The organism is Actinosynnema sp. NPDC049800 (genome assembly GCF_040656635.1).
In the GTDB taxonomy this organism is placed as follows: domain Bacteria; phylum Actinomycetota; class Actinomycetes; order Mycobacteriales; family Pseudonocardiaceae; genus Actinosynnema.
The window spans coordinates 81,680-97,684 of record NZ_JBFAMT010000026.1 but is presented as its reverse complement, the minus strand read 5'-3'; the positions used below and the strand labels follow the sequence as shown (position 1 = coordinate 97,684).

Genomic DNA, 16,005 nt, shown 5'->3' with positions numbered 1-16,005 from the left:
CGTCAACGGTCGGTCTAAGGCGCCCCGCGCGGCATCGGGCACGAGCCCTATTCGAACAGCCTCAGCCGGTGCGCCGTCGCCGCCGCCTCGACCCGGTTGGCCACGCCGAGCTTGCCGAGGATGTTCGACACGTGCACGCTCGCCGTCTTCACCGAGATGAAGAGCCGTTCGGCGATCTCCCGGTTGGCCAGGCCGTCCGTGACCAGCCGCAGGATCTCCACCTCGCGCGCGGTCAACCCGAACCTGGCCCGGTGCGAGTCGCCCTCGCCCGTCAACGTCACCCGCGCCCGCCGCGCCAGCTCCGCGACCCGGTCGCGCAACGGCGTCGCGCCCAGCCCCTCGGCCAGCTCCGCCGCCCGCCGCAACGCCTCGGCGTCCCGGGTCTCCGAGGCCAGCCCGAACAACGCCTCGGCGTGCCACAAGGGCTGGCCCAACGCCTCCCACGCCTCGACCGCGGCCCGCCACTCGCCCCGGCACGTCGACGCCCACGCGGCCTGCACCGGCCCGGCGACCGGCAGGTCCGGCACGGTCACCCCGAGCCGCACGCCCAACGCGGCCAGCGGCCAGGAGAACCGGGACGCGATCCGCGCGTGCGGCAGGGCGAACGCGGCCCGCACCACGGCCGCCGCCTCGTCCACCCGGCCCTGCGCCCACCGCACCTCGGCCTCCAGCCGGTGCAGTTGCAGCGGGTCCTGGACGAACGGGGCGTCGGCCAGCTCCCGCGCCCTGGTCAACGCCCACTCGGCCCGGTCGACCTGGCCGCGCCGCACGTCCACGAACCCCGCCAGGCACAGCAGGTGCGCGTGGTAGACCGCCGGCGGCGCGTGGTCGAGGGCGTGGTCGACGCACTCCAGCGCCTCGTCCCACCGGCCCGCCGCGATCAACGCCCTGGTCAGGTCCACGGCGTGCGACGCGCCGGCGGACCGGGCCAACCCGAGCTCGCGGGCCGTCCGCAGGCCCAGCCGGGCCAGCTCCTCGGCCTCCGCGACCCGCCCGTACGCCTCGGACAACGACGACTCGCAGTGCAGCGCGCGCAGCCGCACGCGGTGCGCGGCGACGTTCTCCGCGATGGCCCGCGCGCGGCGCAGCCGGGGCAGCTGCGCGTCCAGGTCGCCGAGCCGCGCGTCCAGCACGGCCAGGGTGATCAGGGCGGCGGCCTCGGACGGGTCGTCGCCGGCGTGGTGGGCCGCGTCCAGCGCCTCTTCCGCGACCTCGCGCGCCTCGTCCGGGAGCGGGATCGCCATCAGCCGGGCAGCCAGCGAGTTGAGCAGGTAACCGCGGATCGGGTGCCCCTCGGGCGCGAGCCGCACGGCCTCGCGGTGGTCTTCGAGCGCGCCCCGCCGCGCGAGCTGGGCGCGCAGCTGACCGCGTTGCTCCAACACTGCCGCGTACCGGATCCGCTCGGCCCCCGGGTCGAGGTGGGCCAGCAGCTCGCTGGTCAGCTCCTCGCCGCGCTCGTGCTCCCCCGCGCGGCTCGCCGCCTCGCCGGCCGCCTCCAGCACGGTGAGGCGGTCGACGCCGAGGTGCGACGCGTTGTCCCACAAGGACAACACGCGGTCGAGCATGGCCAGCTGCTCGGCGTAGGCCAACGCGCGACGGGCGTGGCCGGCGGCCTCCCACGCGGCGGACACCGCGCCCGCGACGTCACCGGCCGCGTACCGGTGGTGCGCCAGCTCGGCGGCTGCGGACCCCGGCAGCACGGCGGCGTACCGCGCGTGCAGCTCGACCCGTTCGCCGGGGAGCAGCCGCCGGTAGACCGCGTCGCGGATCAACGCGTGCCGGAACGCGTAGCCGTCACCGTCCACCACCATCACGCCACCGTCCACGATGGACCGCATCGGCGTGACGTCGTGCACTTCGCTCAGGATCTCGTGGGACACACGTCGGCCACCGACGGCGGCGGCGCGCACCAGGGCGACGGCGTCCGGCTCCAGCCGTTCGACCCGGCTGAGCAGCAACTCCTCCAGCGACAGCTCCGCCGCGCCGTCCACCAGCGCCTCGACGAACAGCGGGTTGCCCTCGCTGCGCCGGAACACGGCGCTCGCGGCCACCGGATCCGGTTCCGCGCCGAGGATCCCGCGCAGCTGGGCCCGCACGTCGCGGGCGGACAGCCGGGGCAGCTCGATCCGGCGCACCCACGGCACCCGGCTCAGCTCGGCCAGCAACGGCCGCACCGGTCCGCCGAGTTCGTCGGAGCGGTAGGTCACCACGACCAACGACCGCGGCACCGCGCGCTGGTTGCGCACCAGGAAGTCGAGCAGGTCGCGGCTGGAGCGGTCGAGCCAGTGCGCGTCCTCGACCACGAGCACCACCGGTCGTGGCGCGGAAAGCCTGGCCAGCAACGACACGACGCCCTCGAACAGCCTCGGTCGCGCCTCGTCGCCCGTCGCCTCGCCGTGGAAGGACGGCAGCAGCGGCGCAAGGTCGGCGCGTTCGGAGTCGGTCACCCCGACACCGCGCAGGGCCGCGACGAACGGCGCGAACGGCAGCCCGTCCAGCTCGACGCATCCGCCGAGCAGCACGGTGGCGTCCAGGCGCGACGTGAAGTCGTCGAGCAGCCGGGACTTGCCGACGCCCGCCTCACCGCCGACGAGCACCGTCGCGGGCGCGTGGTCGAACGCGCCCGCGAGGTGCCCGAGTTCGGCCGACCGCCCGACCAGCTCCGGGCTCACCAGGTGTGCGCTCATCGCGCACCGGAGACTAGTCGAGCGGTCGCGTGCCGGTGGTCGTCGTCGCTCAGCCCCCGCTCGTGCGCCGGAACACGCGCCGTCCGACGAACGTGTTCTGGTGCGGGCGGCCCGGGTTCTTGTTCACGCCGTCGTTCTTCTGGGCGTGACCGCGGCGGGCCGCGCGGTTGAGCGGAACGGCGGGCTGCTCCGGCTGGTCCTGCTCGCCGCCGTCGGCCTGCGGAACGTCCTGATCGGTCATGTTTGCCTCCTGGGTGTGGCGATGTCGCTGGTCAGCGACGCCGCATGGCGTACTGGCGCGGGTTGACGACGGCTCGGCCACCGCCGAAGCGCGGGTGCACCGCGCCGTTGCCGCGGGCGCCGCGGCGTGCGGCGCGGTTGGTCGGCTGGTCGTCGTGTGGCGGTTCGTTGCGCATGGTGGGCATGCGTTCGCCTCCTCGGTGTTCGAGGCGTGCAAAGGGCTACGACCCGTGGTTCGACACGGTCGTGAGAAGAGCCGCTAAGGCCACCAGGAGAAGGGCGCGGCACGGCCCGAGGCCGGTGCGGCGCTGGAGGAAGAAGTCCTCAGAGGTAGATCTGGAAGAACATGGTCATGACCGTAGCCTGGTTCACGCCGCGACGCCAATCATTTTCCGCCGCGACCGCTCGGACCACGCCACGGCGGGCGTCATGGCCAGCGCGGCGGCCAGGAACAGCGCGCCGAGCACGAGCCAGCCCACCGCTCCCCCGCCCAGCACGAGGGTGGTGAGCAGCAGCGGGCCGACGGTGCGCGCCACGGCCGTGCCCGTGCCGTAGAACCCCTGGTACTGGCCCTGCTTGTCGGCCGGCGCGAGGCCGAACCCGATCTCCCACGAGCCCGCGCCGTGCCGCATCTCGCCGACGACCTGGATGCCCGCCGCACCCACGAGCAGCGCCACGGCCACCCAATCGGGTACACCTGCGGACAGGGCGAACACCACGCAGGACGCCAGCAACAGCACGCCACCCCGCCGCACCGACCGCGTCGCCGTGCGCAGGTCCGTGACACCGCGCGCCAGCCGCACCTGCCCCACCACCACCGCAGCCGTGTTGAGCACGAAGAGCAGGCTGACGACCCACTTCGGGGCGGAGGTGCGTTCGGCGACCCACAGCGGCACGACCAGGCTCAGCATCGGCATGTAGAGCAGCGACACCGAGTTCAGCAACGTCACCAGGGCGTACGGCCGGTCCCGAAGTACACCGAGCCGTCCCGTGGTGGCGACCGCCTCCACCTCCGGCACCCGGCGCAGCACTACCGCCGCGACCAGGAACCCGACCGCGTCCACCGCGAACACCACCAGGTACGCCGCCGCCGTGTCCACGTGCAACGCCACCCCGCCGAGCCCCGCGCCGACCGCGAGCCCACCGTTGACCACGGACTGCAGCAGGGCCCGCACCCCCGTCCGCTCCCCGGGCCCGACCAACCCCGCCAGCAACGCCTGCCGTGCGGCGGCCAACCCGCACTGCCCGCACGCGTAGACGCACGCGGCCACCACGAACGCCCAGAACGAGCGGACCACCAGGAACGACGCCAACGCCCCCGCCGTGACGACCGCCAACCCGACCGCCACCCGCCTCGGCCCGACCCGGTCGGCGAAGTGCCCCAACCCCACCCCGACCACCGCCCCGACCGCCCAGGCCACCGTCAGCGCCACGCCGACCTGCGTCGCCGACAGGCCCACGATCCGAGTGAAGTAGAGGGCGGAGCAGACGTAGAACGCCCCGTCACCCACCGAGTTGGCTGCTTGAGCGATCGCGAGCACCTTCGTCGTCCCCATGGACGTCACGCTAGGTGCCCGATTGGCCCAGACTAAGGGCCAACTCCAGGCCAGTTCATTGGGCCAATCACCGAAGATCGTACGGCGGTCGGCTACTCGTGGCCGTCGACGATCGAGACGATCTCGCCCTCGATCACGGTGCCGTCCACGACCGCGGGCGGTTCCTCGCGTTCGGTGAAGAAGCGGGAGGCGAAGGCGCCCACGGCGCGGGTCGTGACGGCGTCGAACGTGCCCCCGATGACACCGCCCACCAGCGGCACGCCCTTGGCCAGGGTCACGGTCGCCTTGGTGGTGCCGTACTTGGCCAGGAGGGTGAAGCCGACGCGCTTGTTGACCTCGCGGATGAGCTGGGCGGGGATCCGCTCGATCAGGTTCATGGTGAGCCGGGAGCCCACCTTGATGCCCGCCTTCTTCAGCAGCTCCGTCCCCGCGTTGCCCAGCAGGCACACCAGGATCGCCGTCTGCACCTCGTCGCTCTCCAGGTCGTGCCCGTGCACGGCGGCGATCGACGCGATCAGGTGCGTCTGCACGAGGTAGGACGCGGTCAGGTTCGCGGGCAGGGTGATCGGCAACGTGATCAGGCCGCCGACGTTCGTGGCGAAGCCCTGCACGCCGGCCGCCGCCACGTGCGTCCGGATCAGGTGCTTGATCGCCTCCTCCGGCGTCAACCCCTTGTCCAGCGCCTCCACTGCCATCTGCCGGGCGCCCTTGAACGGCCCGAACCCGCTGATGCCCACCCTGAGCAGGTGGTCGACGGCGTTCTGCTGCACCCTGGTGATCGCACCCGGTTCGTCCACCATGCCCCTGAGGTTACGCGGCGCACGATCGGGTAGCCGAGGCCAATGGACATGTCTTCGTTGGGAGAGCTGGTCAGGCAACGCGGCCCGTTCGCGTCGGTCTACCTGGACGCCTCGCACGACACCGAGGACGCGGCCAAGGCCATGGAGCTGCGCTGGCGCGGGGTGCGCGAGGAACTGGCCCGGCAGGGCGCGGACGACGCGACGCTGGACGCGCTGCAGGAAGCGGTGCTGACGCCGGTGCCGGGCAAGTCGGGCCGGGCGCTCGTCGCCGCACGGGGCACTCTGCTGCTGGACCGGGTGCTGCCGCGCCCGCCCGCCGTGGAGACGGCGCGCTGGTCGGACCGGCCGCACCTGCTGCCGCTGGCCACCTGGATGGAACCCGCCGTGCCGCACGTCGTGGTCCTGGTCGACCGGGCGGGCGCGGACCTGCACGGGTACGACGGGCACGGTGAGCGCGCGGGCGAGGTGCACGACCAGGTGCGCGGTGAGCAGCACCCGTTGCACAAGGTCCCCGGCGGCGGCTGGTCGCACCGGCGGTTGCAGAAGGCCGTCGAGGAGACGACCAAGCGCAACGCCGCGCTGGTGGCCGCCGAGGCCGACCGGCTGGTGACGGACCTGGACGCCCGGCTGCTGGTCCTGGGCGGCGAGGTGCAGGCGCGTGCCGACGTGCGCGAGGAGCTGAGCCCCCGGTGCCGCGACGTGCTGATCGAGGTGGAGGGCGCGTCCCTGGCCGAGGGCGCGGACGACGCCGCGTTCGACCACGCCGTGCAGTCGCTCGTGGCCCAGTACCAGTTCGACCTGGACAACGACGTGGTGGAGGAGTTCACCGCCGAGGCTGGCCGCCCGCACGGACGCGCGGTGCAGGGCCTGGCGCCCGTGGTGGAGGCGTTGCGCGAGGCGAAGGTCGCCGCGCTGCTGGTGTCCGACCCCGCGCTCGGCGACCGCACCGTGTTCTCCGGCGACGACCCGGCGCAGCTCGCGCTGCGGGAGAAGGACCTGCGCGGCCTCGGCGTCGAGCACGTCGGCGAGCAGCGGGCCGACGAGGCGCTGGGCACCGCCGCGGCCGCCACCGGCGCGCAGGTGGTCGTCACCGACGCCGCCGGGCTGCGGGAGGGCGTGGGCGCGCTACTGCGCTACTAGCCCGTGTTCGAGGTAGAGGGTCACGCCGCGCTCACGTGCGTCGAGCGCGGCGGACACCCGCCTGGCCAGCCGGGGTATCAGCGCGTCCGGCACCTCGGCGGGCTCGATGTAGCGGTAACTGCGCAGCTCGGAGGCTTGCAGCCGGATGGTGGCCGAGCCGAGCGAACCGCCGTCGAAGATGAACAGGATCCGCTCCTGCTCCCCCGACGGCGCCCAGTCCACGACGAGCAGCGGGCCCGGCTCGACGGCCAGGCCCAGCTCCTCCAGCACCTCCCGGGCGCACGCCTCGCGCGGCGTCTCGCCCGGCTCGACCGCACCGCCGGGGATCTCCCAGTGGTCCTTGTAGGTCGGTTCGACCACGAGCACGCGGCCCAGCGCGTCGAGGAACAACGCGCCGGACGCCGCGAGCGCGGCCACCCTCAGACCGCCGCCGCGACGACGTCCTCGGCCGGCTTCTTCTCCAGCTCGATGACCTTCTTGTCCCGCCGGCTGCGCTTCTCCAGGTACGTCGCCAGCCACGTCAGCAGCAGGCACATGGAGATGTAGATCGCGGCCACGATGATCGTGACGGGCACCAGCGGCCGGCCGAACTGGAACTGGCTGCCGATGTCGCGGGCGAAGTCCAGCAGCTCGTCGTAGGTGATGAGGAAGCCGAGCGCGGTGTCCTTCAGCAGCACGACCAGCTGGCTGATGATCGCCGGCAGCATCGCCCGCACGGCCTGCGGCAGCAGCACGTGCCTCATCACCTGGGTCTTGCGCATGCCCACCGCGTAGGCCGCCTCGCTCTGCCCGCGCGGCAGCGACAGCACACCTGCGCGGAACACCTCGGCGAGCACCGAGCCGTTGTAGAGCGTCAGGCCGAGCACCACCGAGTAGAGCGGCGGGCCGAGCGACACGCCGTAGTGGAAGACGAAGATCAGCACGACCAGCGGCACCGCGCGGAACAGCTCGACGACCAGCATCGACGGCACGCGGATGACCTTGTGGTCGGAGAGCTGCCCGGCGGCGAAGATCGCGCCGAAGAGCAGGGCGAACACCGCGCCGAGGCCGAACGCCTTGAGCGTGTTCAGCAGCGCGTCGACCAGGGTCAGCTGGATGTTCTTGTACTCGAGCCAGGACCACTTCCGGCCTTCGAACTGGCCGCTCTCGGCGAACCGGTAGATCACGAAGCCGATGCCCGCGACCAGCACGAGGGTGCCGATCACCGCGTAGAGGCGGTGGCGCAGCCGGGCCCGCGGCCCGGGGACGTCGAACAGGACCGAGCTCATCGGGCGATGCTCCACCGCTTCTCAAGGCTGCGTTGCAGCAGGGTCATGGGGATCACGAGCACCACGAAGAAGCCGGCGACCCAGAGCAGGCCGAACAGCTGGTTCTCGCCGCGCTCGGACAGGTTGGCGCTGATGGAGCCCGCCTGGAACACCGAGAAGCCCGCCGCGATGGTGGTGTTCTTCAGCAGGGCGATCATCGTGCTCATCATCGGCGGCACGACCGCGCGGGTGGCCTGCGGCAGCACCACGGACCCGAGCATCTGGCCGAACGTCAGGCCGAGCGCGCGCGAGGCCTCCGCCTGGCCGACCGGGACGGTGTTGATGCCGGCCCGCACGACCTCGCACACGAACGCCGCCGTGTAGAGGATCAGCGCGGTGAGGGCGGCGCTGAAGTAGAAGCTGGCCGCCGAACCGCCGAACGTGTCCGCGGTCACGATCTTGAGCAGCGGGAACGCGAAGGCGAAGAAGAAGAACACGAGCGTGAGCGGGGTGTTGCGGACGATCGTCACGTAGGCGGTGCCCATGGCTCGCAGCACGGGGACCGGCGCGACCCGCAGCATCGCCAGGATCGTCCCCAACACCAGCGACCCGACCGCGGAGATCAGGAACAGCTCAACGGTGTTGAGGAACCCGGGCCCGTACAGGTCGAGGTTGTCGAGCAGGACGTCCATCGGCTTCCTCGGCTAGGTGGGTGTGGTGCGGCCGGCCGCCGGAACACCGACGACCGGCCGCGGGAACGAGATCAGTAGCGTTCGATCACGGGCTTGTCGGCCGACGAGCCCGACTGGCCCAGGGTGGCGTCGTAGGCCGCCTGCCACGCGCCGCCGTTGATGGCCTCGTCCAGGATGTCGTTGACCTTGGTGCGCAGGGCCTTGTCGTCCTTGGGGAGGCCGATGCCGTACGGCTCGTTCGAGAACGTCTTGCCGACGACCTTCAGCGTGGTCGGCGACTGCGAGGCGTAGCCCTTGAGGATCGCGTCGTCGGTGGTGACGGCGTCGACCGCGCCCTGCTCCAGCTGCTCGACGCACAGCGAGTAGGTCTGGAGCTCGACGATGTTCTCCGGCTCGGTCAGGCCCTCGGACTTGACCTTCTGGATCGGCGTGGAGCCGGTCACCGAGCAGACCTTCTTGCCCTTGAGGGTCTCGGGGCCGGTGATCGTGTTGTCGTCCTTCTTCACCAGCAGGTCCTGCCCGGCGGTGAAGTACGGGCCGGCGAACCCGACCTGCTCCTTGCGCTTGGCGTTGATCGTGTAGGTGCCGACGTAGTAGTCCACGTCGCCGTTGATCAGCGCCTGCTCGCGACCGGCCGAGGGGATGGCCTTGTAGTCGATCTTGTCGTCGCCGTAGCCGAGCTTGGCGGCGACCAGCTTCGCGATCTCGATGTCGAAGCCGGTGAACTTGCCGCTGGTCGGGTCCTTGTAACCCAGACCGGGCTGGTCCTCCTTGACACCGACGATGACGCGGCCACGGGCCTTGATCTTGTCGAAGGTCGGCGAGCCGTCGACCTTCACGTCGGCGGCGACCTGCTGGGAGGGGGCAGTGCCCGTGTCGCCAGGGCCACCCTCCTTGCCGCATGCGGTCAGGGCGAGGCCGCCGGCCAGCAGCGCCACCGCAAGGGTGCGAACCCTCATCGTCCTTCTCCTGCTCTTCTTCGGTAGTGCGGCGCCAGGCTCAGCGCCGCGTTCGTGGGACTTCAGTGGGTCAGGATCTTGCCAAGGAAGTCCTTCGCGCGGTTGGACTTCGGCGCGGAGAAGAACGCCTCCGGCGTCGAGTCCTCGACGACCTCGCCGTCGGACATGAAGATGACGCGGTCCGCGGCCTTGCGGGCGAAGCCCATCTCGTGGGTCACCACGAGCATGGTCATGCCCTCCTTGGCCAGCGTCGTCATCACGTCCAGCACCTCCTGGACCATCTCGGGGTCCAGCGCGGAGGTCGGCTCGTCGAACAGCATCACCTTGGGCCGCATCGCCAGGGCGCGGGCGATCGCCGCGCGCTGCTGCTGCCCGCCCGAGAGCTGGGCGGGGTACTTCTCCGCCTGGTTCGCGATGCCGACCCGCTCCAACAGCTCCATGGCCGTCTTGCGGGCCTCGGCCGCCGGGGTCTTGCGGACCTTCAGCGGGGCCAGCATCACGTTGTCGACGATGCTCTTGTGGGCGAACAGGTTGAACGACTGGAACACCATGCCGACGTCGGCGCGCAACCGGGCGAGTTCCTTGCCCTCGGCGGGCAGCGCCTGGCCGTCCACCTCGATGACGCCGGACTCGATCGGCTCGAGCCGGTTGATCGTGCGGCACAGCGTGGACTTGCCCGAACCGGACGGCCCGAGCACGACGACGACCTGCCCCTTCGGCACCTCCAGCGTGACGTCCTTGAGGACGTGCAGAGGTCCGAAGAACTTGTCCACGCCCGCCATCCGGATCATCGGCGGTGCAGGAGTGGCGGCGGTCATCAGTCCTCCAGTAGGGGTTCCTGAGCGATGGCGGAAACCTAGGTGTGAATCACCACACCAGTCCAGGCGGTTGAGCAAGACTTAGGGTCTCAACTCTGTCACAGGGTGGCGACACTTATCGGGGAGGCTCCACGGTGCGGGTGCTGTTGGTCGAGGACGACGACCGCGTGGCGGAAGCGCTGGTACCGGCGCTGACCCGACGTGGTTTCACGGTGGACCGGCAGGCCACCGGTCGGGGGACACTCGATCGGCTGACCGGGGTCGACGTGGTGCTGCTCGACCTGGGCCTGCCCGATGTGGACGGTGTCACGCTCTGCCGGCACATCCGTGCGGCGAGTGACGTCGCGATCATCGTCGTGTCGGCCCGCGGCGAGATCGACGACCGGATCCTCGGCCTGCACGCCGGGGCGGACGACTACCTGGTCAAGCCCTACGACGTGGGCGAGCTGGTGGCCCGCGTGCACGCGGTGCGGCGGCGGCGCGGCGACCCGGTCGGCGTCGGCGGCACCGGCACCGAGGTGTTCGAGGTCGCCGACGTGCGGGTCGACCTCGGTCGGCACGAGGTCACCGTGGCGGGTGAACCCGTGGCGCTCTCGCGCAAGGAGTTCCAGGTGTTGGCGCTGGTGGTGGCGGCGGGTGGCGCGGTGTGCACCCGGGAGCGCATCCTGGCCGAGGTGTGGGGACGCACCTGGGCGGGGGCCAACCGGACCCTGGACGTGCACGTGGCGACGCTGCGGACCAAGCTCGGGCGTCCTTCGTTGTTGGAGACGGTGCGCGGTGTCGGGTACCGGTTGAGCGGGGGCTGAGTGCGGTCGCGGCTGCTGGGCATCGTGTTGACGCTGGTCGTGCTGGTGCTCCTCGGCCTGGGCGTCCCCCTCGGCCGCGGCATGGCGCAGGCCGAGCAGCAGGAGATGTTCCTGGACCGGCTCACCGACACCACCCGGTTCGCGTCCGTGGCGCAGCGGCCGTTCATCGACGACCAGCCCGAGGTGCTCAAGCCCGAGCTGCGCCGCTACTACGAGCTGTACGGCATCCGGGTGGCCCTGCTCGGGCGGGACGGGCAGGTGGTGGCGGCGTCCTCGGACGACGTGGACGTGTCCGCGCCCGAGGTGGCGGACCTGGTGCACGCCGCGCTGGCCGGCCGCCAGCCGGGCGCGCCGGAGCTGGTCATGCCGTGGGAGTCGACCGAATTGGTGCTGGCCGAGCCGGTGCTGGAGGCGGGCGAGGTCCGCGGCGCGGTGGTGACGTTCTCGCCGACGTCGAAGACGCGGGCCGAGGTCCTGCTGTGGTGGTCGGTGCTGCTCGGCGGGAGCACCCTGGTCCTCGTGCTCGGCGTGTTCGTGGCGTTGCCGCTGGTCCGGTGGACGTTGCGGCCCGTGCGGCGGTTGGACGACGCGACCGGGCGGCTGCTCGCGGCGGTGGTGTCCGGGCAGCCCGTGCAGCCGGTCGGCTCGTCGGACGGCCCGCCGGAGCTGCGGCAGCTGTCGCGGTCGTTCGACCAGATGGCGGCGAACGTGAGCGACGTGCTGGCCGCGCAGCGCGCGTTCGTCGCGGACGCCTCGCACCAGCTGCGCAACCCGTTGACCGCGTTGAAGCTGCGTCTGTCCAATTTGGAGGACCACGTGGCCGGCGAGGGCGCCGCGCACCAGGCGGCGGCGTTGGACGAGGCGAACCGGCTCAACCGGATCCTGGACGAGCTGCTGTCCATGGCGCGCGCGGGCGCGCAGTCGGTCGACCCCGTGCCGGTGGACGTGGACCGGGCGGTGGCCGGCCGGCTGTCGGCGTGGCAGCCCGCCGCGGCGGCGCGCGAGGTGCACCTGGTGCTGGACGGCGAGCCGGGCGGCCGGGCCCTGGTGCCGCCGCGCGGCGTGGAGACCGTGCTGGACGCGCTGCTGGACAACGCGCTGAAGTTCACCTCCGATGGCACCTTGGTGCGCGTCGACGTCCGGCGGCGCGACGGCGTGGTGCGGTTGTCGGTGCAGGACGAGGGCCCCGGCCTCGCGCCGGAGGAGCTGGACCGCGCCACGGACCGGTTCTGGCGCAGCCCGGCGCACCAGAACGTGCAGGGCTCCGGCCTGGGCCTGGCGCTGGTGCGGCAGATCGTGGAACGGGTGGACGGCTCGGTGCGGTTGGAGTCGCCGGAGGGCGGAGGCCTGCGGGTGACCGTGGAGTTCCCCGCGGCCTGACCCCGGTCAGGACGTGACCGCGACGCCTTCGGGCGCGTCGCCGACGGCGAACCGGGCGGCGGGCTCGCCGGTCTCGGCGTTGATCACCGACACGGTGTCGGACCCCGTGTTGGTGGTGTACACGAAGCTGTCGTCGGGCGCTGCCGCGGAGCCCTCGGGCATCCGCTGGACCTTGACGACCTCGATGGGCTTGCCGGTGGGCCCCAGGACGCTGACCGTGTCCGAGCCGGTGTTCGCGACGTGCACCCGGCCGCCCGGCGTGACCGAGACGCCGAGGGGCGCGTCGCCGACCTTGGTGGTCTCGGTCGGTCGGTTGTCGTCGGTCTCGATGACGGTGACCGTGTCGCTGCCGGTGTTGGCCACGTACAGGCGCTCGCCGTCCCGGCTGATGGCGATGCCCGACGGGAAGACCCCGACCGGGATGGTGCCGACGGCCGTCTGCGAGGCGGTGTCGATGACCGTGACGCTGTCGCCGCCGTTGTTGGTCACGTACACCCGCGAGCCGTCGGGGCTGGCCACCGCGCTGTGCGGGAACCGGCCGACCGGGATGGTCTTCACCGGCGCGTTCGTCGCGGTGTCGATGACCGTGACGTCGTCGCGGCCGAAGTTGGTGACGTAGGCGTGGGTGGGTGTGGCGGCGACGCCGAACGGGTTGGGCCCCACGGGCACGGTCGCGACGACCGCGAGGGTCCGGGTGTCGATCACCGAGACGGTGTTCGAGGACTCGTTCGTGACGTAGACGCGGTGACCGGCCGGGTGTGCGCCGACACCCGCGGGGTAGTCGCCGACACCCATGGTGGCCGTGACCTTGCCCAGCCGGGTGTCGTACACGGTGACGTTGTCGGAGCCGCTGTTGGCCACGAACACCTGAATTCGGGTCGGCCACCGCGGTGGGGCGTCGAAACCGGTGCCGGCCAGTACGGCGAGCACCGCGAAGGACACCCCCAACCGGGGCAGCCGACTCTTTCGGGTAATAGGCTGAGAAGACGCCGCGTGAATGCGCGCGCGTACCGAATAAACGGACATGAGCTCCCCGCATCGGTTCCTGGAAGAACCCGGACCATCGCAGGTCCCGGGCTTGCCATCACGCTAACGGCCTAGCGGTGGCCGGTGCCGCTCCAACGCCTTCTTGACCCCGACTTGGGCGAGTCCCCACGCATGGCTTTACACCGTAGGAATGATGAAATGAGAACTAAACTTTTACGTCGCGGTAGTACCTCATCGCGCCGGGGTGCAATTCGATCGGCGTCGTCTCGATCGCGGAGCGGACCTCTATGGACCTCGCCACCGGACTGGCCGCGACCAGGGCCGGCTGGGCCTGGAACAGGCCTCTGACCAGCGCTTCCGCCACGTCGTCGGACATCGTGTCGTTGACCAGGAGGAAGTTGCGGACCACCAGGGTGACGACCGGGCCGCCCCCGATCTGCTCGTACGCCGACGCGGGCAGCGTCGCCGAGCCGTACACCGGGTAGGCCTGGCGCAGCTTCGGCAGCACGTCGCCCAGGTCGAGCATCCGCAGCTTCACCGCCGACGACAGCGTGGTGACGCGCTCGGTGGGGACGCCGCCGGACCAGAAGAACGCGTCCAGCGCGTTGTCCCGCATGGCGTCCGCGCTGGTCGGCAGGTCCATGTACTGGACCTTGAGGTCGACCTCCGGCGAGATGCCCGCCGACTCCAGCAGCCGCTGCGCGATGAGCCACACGCCCGAGTCGCGGGCGCCCACGCTGACCCGCAGGCCCTTCAGGTCGGCGAGCTTGGTCGCCGGCAGGTCGTCGCGCACGATCAGCTGGAGGTAGTCGTCGTGCATCCGGGCCAGCGCGTACAGCTTGTGCCCCGCGTCGGCCTGCTGCTTCTGCTCCGCCGCGTCGGCCGCCGAGAACCCGACCTGCGCCTGGTTGGCCCGCAACCGGTCGAGGTTGTCCACCGAGCCGGCCGTGGTCGCCACCTGCGGGCGGGGGATGCCGGGGTCGCGGGTCCACGCGTCGGCCAGCGCCGTGCCCAGCGCGTGGTAGACCCCGCCGGGGCTGCCGGCCGCCATGGTGAGCTTGACCTGGTCCAGGTCGTCGCCGCACGCCGTCAACGACAGGGTGGCCAGGGCCAATGCGGCCCCGACCGCGTGCAACCGCAGGAGCGTTCCCGACACCCGCGCATCGTCGCACGTCCACGCTCTACGCTGGACCCGACGGAAGGACTAGGTGCAGTGACTCGCAGTTACCAGATCCGCACGTTCGGCTGCCAGATGAACGTGCACGACTCCGAGCGCCTGGCCGGCATGTTGGAGGACGCGGGCTACACGCCCGCCGAAGGCGACGTCGCGCCCGACGTCGTGGTGTTCAACACCTGCGCCGTGCGGGAGAACGCCGACAACAAGCTCTACGGCACGCTCGGCCACCTCGCGCCCGCCAAGTCCGCGAACCCCGACATGCAGATCGCCGTCGGTGGCTGCCTCGCGCAGAAGGACCAGGGCGAGATCGTCAAGCGCGCGCCGTGGGTCGACGTGGTCTTCGGCACGCACAACATCGGCTCGCTGCCCGTGCTGCTCGAACGCGCCCGGCACAACCGCGAGGCCCAGGTCGAGATCCTGGACTCGCTGGAGACCTTCCCCTCGACGCTGCCCGCCCGCCGCGACTCGGCCTACTCCGGCTGGGTGTCGGTGTCCGTCGGCTGCAACAACACGTGCACGTTCTGCATCGTCCCGTCGCTGCGCGGCAAGGAGAAGGACCGCCGTCCCGGCGAGGTGCTGGCCGAGGTCCAGGCGCTGGTCGACGAGGGCGTGCTGGAGGTGACGCTGCTCGGGCAGAACGTCAACTCCTACGGCGTCGAGTTCGGCGACCGGTACGCGTTCGGCAAGCTCCTGCGCGCCACCGGCGGCATCGAGGGCCTGGAGCGCGTCCGCTTCACCTCGCCGCACCCGAAGGACTTCACCGAGGACGTCATCGCCGCGATGGCCGAGACGCCCGCGGTGTGCCACTCGCTGCACATGCCGCTGCAGTCGGGCTCGGACCGCGTGCTCAAGGAGATGCGCCGCTCGTACCGGACCGCGAAGTACCTGTCCATCCTGGACGACGTGCGCGCGGCCATGCCGGACGCGGCCATCACCACCGACATCATCGTCGGCTTCCCCGGCGAGACCGAGGAGGACTTCCAGGCCACCCTGGACGTCGTCCGCGAGGCCCGGTTCTCGTCGGCCTTCACGTTCCAGTACTCCAAGCGGCCCGGCACGCCCGCCGCCGACCTGCCCGACCAGCTGCCCAAGCAGGTCGTGCAGGAGCGGTACGACCGGCTGGTCACGCTGGTCAACGACGTCGCGCACGAGCTGAACCGCGAGCAGGTCGGCCGCAGGGTCGAGCTGCTGGTCGCGTCCGGCGAGGGCCGCAAGGACGCCGAGACGCACCGGATGACCGGTCGGGCCCGCGACGGCCGCCTGGTGCACTTCACGCCCGGCGACGCGCACGTGCGGCCCGGCGACGTGGTGGAGACCGTGGTGACCTACGGCGCGCCGCACAACCTGATCGCGGACGGCCCCCTGCTGTCGCACCGTCGGACCAAGGCGGGTGACCGCTCCGAGGCGGGGGTGAAGCCGAAGACGCCGGGCGTGACGCTCGGTCTGCCGTCGTTCGGCAAGCCCGCCCCGCTGCCCGCAGCGGTCGGCGGGTGCGCGACCCCGTGAGGAACTGCCG

Annotated in this window: 16 protein-coding genes; 4 read left to right on the top strand and 12 right to left on the bottom strand. The window is 71.7% G+C overall.

What is annotated here, in order from left to right:
- Nucleotides 1-47 precede the first annotated feature (47 nt).
- From AB0I91_RS26435 to AB0I91_RS26415, 5 genes are all read right to left on the bottom strand, one after another.
- On the bottom strand, nt 48-2,687 hold the full coding sequence (locus AB0I91_RS26435; protein ID WP_499639317.1) for an ATP-binding protein: 2,640 nt from the start codon (nt 2,685-2,687) through the stop codon (nt 48-50).
- A 49-nt stretch (nt 2,688-2,736) separates the two neighbouring features.
- Nucleotides 2,737-2,928 (bottom strand): hypothetical protein, encoded by a 192-nt coding sequence (locus tag AB0I91_RS26430; protein WP_498773841.1) that lies wholly within the window; start codon nt 2,926-2,928, stop codon nt 2,737-2,739.
- A gap of 31 nt (nt 2,929-2,959) precedes the next feature.
- Nucleotides 2,960-3,112 (bottom strand): hypothetical protein, encoded by a 153-nt coding sequence (locus AB0I91_RS26425; RefSeq protein WP_498773839.1) that lies wholly within the window; start codon nt 3,110-3,112, stop codon nt 2,960-2,962.
- A 183-nt stretch (nt 3,113-3,295) separates the two neighbouring features.
- Nucleotides 3,296-4,483 (bottom strand): MFS transporter, encoded by a 1,188-nt coding sequence (locus AB0I91_RS26420; RefSeq protein WP_499639315.1) that lies wholly within the window; start codon nt 4,481-4,483, stop codon nt 3,296-3,298.
- A gap of 92 nt (nt 4,484-4,575) precedes the next feature.
- Nucleotides 4,576-5,283 (bottom strand): EcsC family protein, encoded by a 708-nt coding sequence (locus AB0I91_RS26415; protein ID WP_499639313.1) that lies wholly within the window; start codon nt 5,281-5,283, stop codon nt 4,576-4,578.
- A gap of 48 nt (nt 5,284-5,331) precedes the next feature.
- Here AB0I91_RS26415 and AB0I91_RS26410 point away from each other — a divergent pair, with 48 nt between their 5' ends.
- The gene (locus AB0I91_RS26410; protein ID WP_498773833.1) at nt 5,332-6,423 is read left to right on the top strand and encodes an Rv2629 family ribosome hibernation factor; all 1,092 of its coding nucleotides are present in this window, start codon (nt 5,332-5,334) and stop codon (nt 6,421-6,423) included.
- Here the strand turns inward: AB0I91_RS26410 and AB0I91_RS26405 are convergent.
- The 5 genes from AB0I91_RS26405 to AB0I91_RS26385 form a co-directional block, all read right to left on the bottom strand.
- A complete protein-coding gene (locus AB0I91_RS26405) occupies nt 6,409-6,840 on the bottom strand; it encodes an NUDIX domain-containing protein (protein WP_498773831.1) in 432 nt (143 codons plus the stop codon). The two genes, AB0I91_RS26410 and AB0I91_RS26405, sit on opposite strands and share 15 nt — an antisense overlap.
- Before the next feature lie 2 nt (nt 6,841-6,842).
- Nucleotides 6,843-7,691: an amino acid ABC transporter permease gene (locus AB0I91_RS26400; RefSeq protein ID WP_498773829.1), complete on the bottom strand. Its 849-nt coding sequence runs from the start codon at nt 7,689-7,691 to the stop codon at nt 6,843-6,845.
- Nucleotides 7,688-8,362 (bottom strand): amino acid ABC transporter permease, encoded by a 675-nt coding sequence (locus tag AB0I91_RS26395; RefSeq protein ID WP_498773827.1) that lies wholly within the window; start codon nt 8,360-8,362, stop codon nt 7,688-7,690. Before AB0I91_RS26395 ends, AB0I91_RS26400 begins: the two co-directional genes overlap by 4 nt.
- Nucleotides 8,363-8,433: 71 nt before the next feature.
- Nucleotides 8,434-9,321, bottom strand: coding sequence for a glutamate ABC transporter substrate-binding protein (locus tag AB0I91_RS26390; RefSeq protein WP_498773825.1), 888 nt, complete (start codon nt 9,319-9,321; stop codon nt 8,434-8,436).
- 62 nt (nt 9,322-9,383) lie between these two features.
- Entirely contained in the window at nt 9,384-10,112 is a 729-nt protein-coding gene (locus tag AB0I91_RS26385; RefSeq protein WP_498774092.1) for an amino acid ABC transporter ATP-binding protein, read from the bottom strand.
- Nucleotides 10,113-10,273: 161 nt separating this feature from the next.
- On the opposite strand from AB0I91_RS26385, the gene AB0I91_RS26380 reads away from it, so the two are divergent.
- Both AB0I91_RS26380 and AB0I91_RS26375 read left to right on the top strand, forming a co-directional pair.
- A complete protein-coding gene (locus AB0I91_RS26380) occupies nt 10,274-10,945 on the top strand; it encodes a response regulator transcription factor (protein ID WP_073886595.1) in 672 nt (223 codons plus the stop codon).
- Nucleotides 10,946-12,325: a sensor histidine kinase gene (locus AB0I91_RS26375; protein ID WP_498773823.1), complete on the top strand. Its 1,380-nt coding sequence runs from the start codon at nt 10,946-10,948 to the stop codon at nt 12,323-12,325.
- Between the two features lie 6 nt (nt 12,326-12,331).
- On the opposite strand, the gene AB0I91_RS26370 is transcribed toward AB0I91_RS26375, so the two are convergent.
- Together AB0I91_RS26370 and AB0I91_RS26365 are read right to left on the bottom strand one after the other, a co-directional pair.
- On the bottom strand, nt 12,332-13,267 hold the full coding sequence (locus tag AB0I91_RS26370; RefSeq protein ID WP_499639336.1) for a beta-propeller fold lactonase family protein: 936 nt from the start codon (nt 13,265-13,267) through the stop codon (nt 12,332-12,334).
- A 250-nt stretch (nt 13,268-13,517) separates the two neighbouring features.
- Nucleotides 13,518-14,468: a TAXI family TRAP transporter solute-binding subunit gene (locus AB0I91_RS26365; protein WP_498773821.1), complete on the bottom strand. Its 951-nt coding sequence runs from the start codon at nt 14,466-14,468 to the stop codon at nt 13,518-13,520.
- 57 nt (nt 14,469-14,525) lie between these two features.
- Here AB0I91_RS26365 and miaB point away from each other — a divergent pair, with 57 nt between their 5' ends.
- On the top strand, nt 14,526-15,995 hold the full coding sequence (gene miaB / locus AB0I91_RS26360) for a tRNA (N6-isopentenyl adenosine(37)-C2)-methylthiotransferase MiaB (RefSeq protein ID WP_499614766.1): 1,470 nt from the start codon (nt 14,526-14,528) through the stop codon (nt 15,993-15,995).
- Nucleotides 15,996-16,005: the final 10 nt, after the last annotated feature.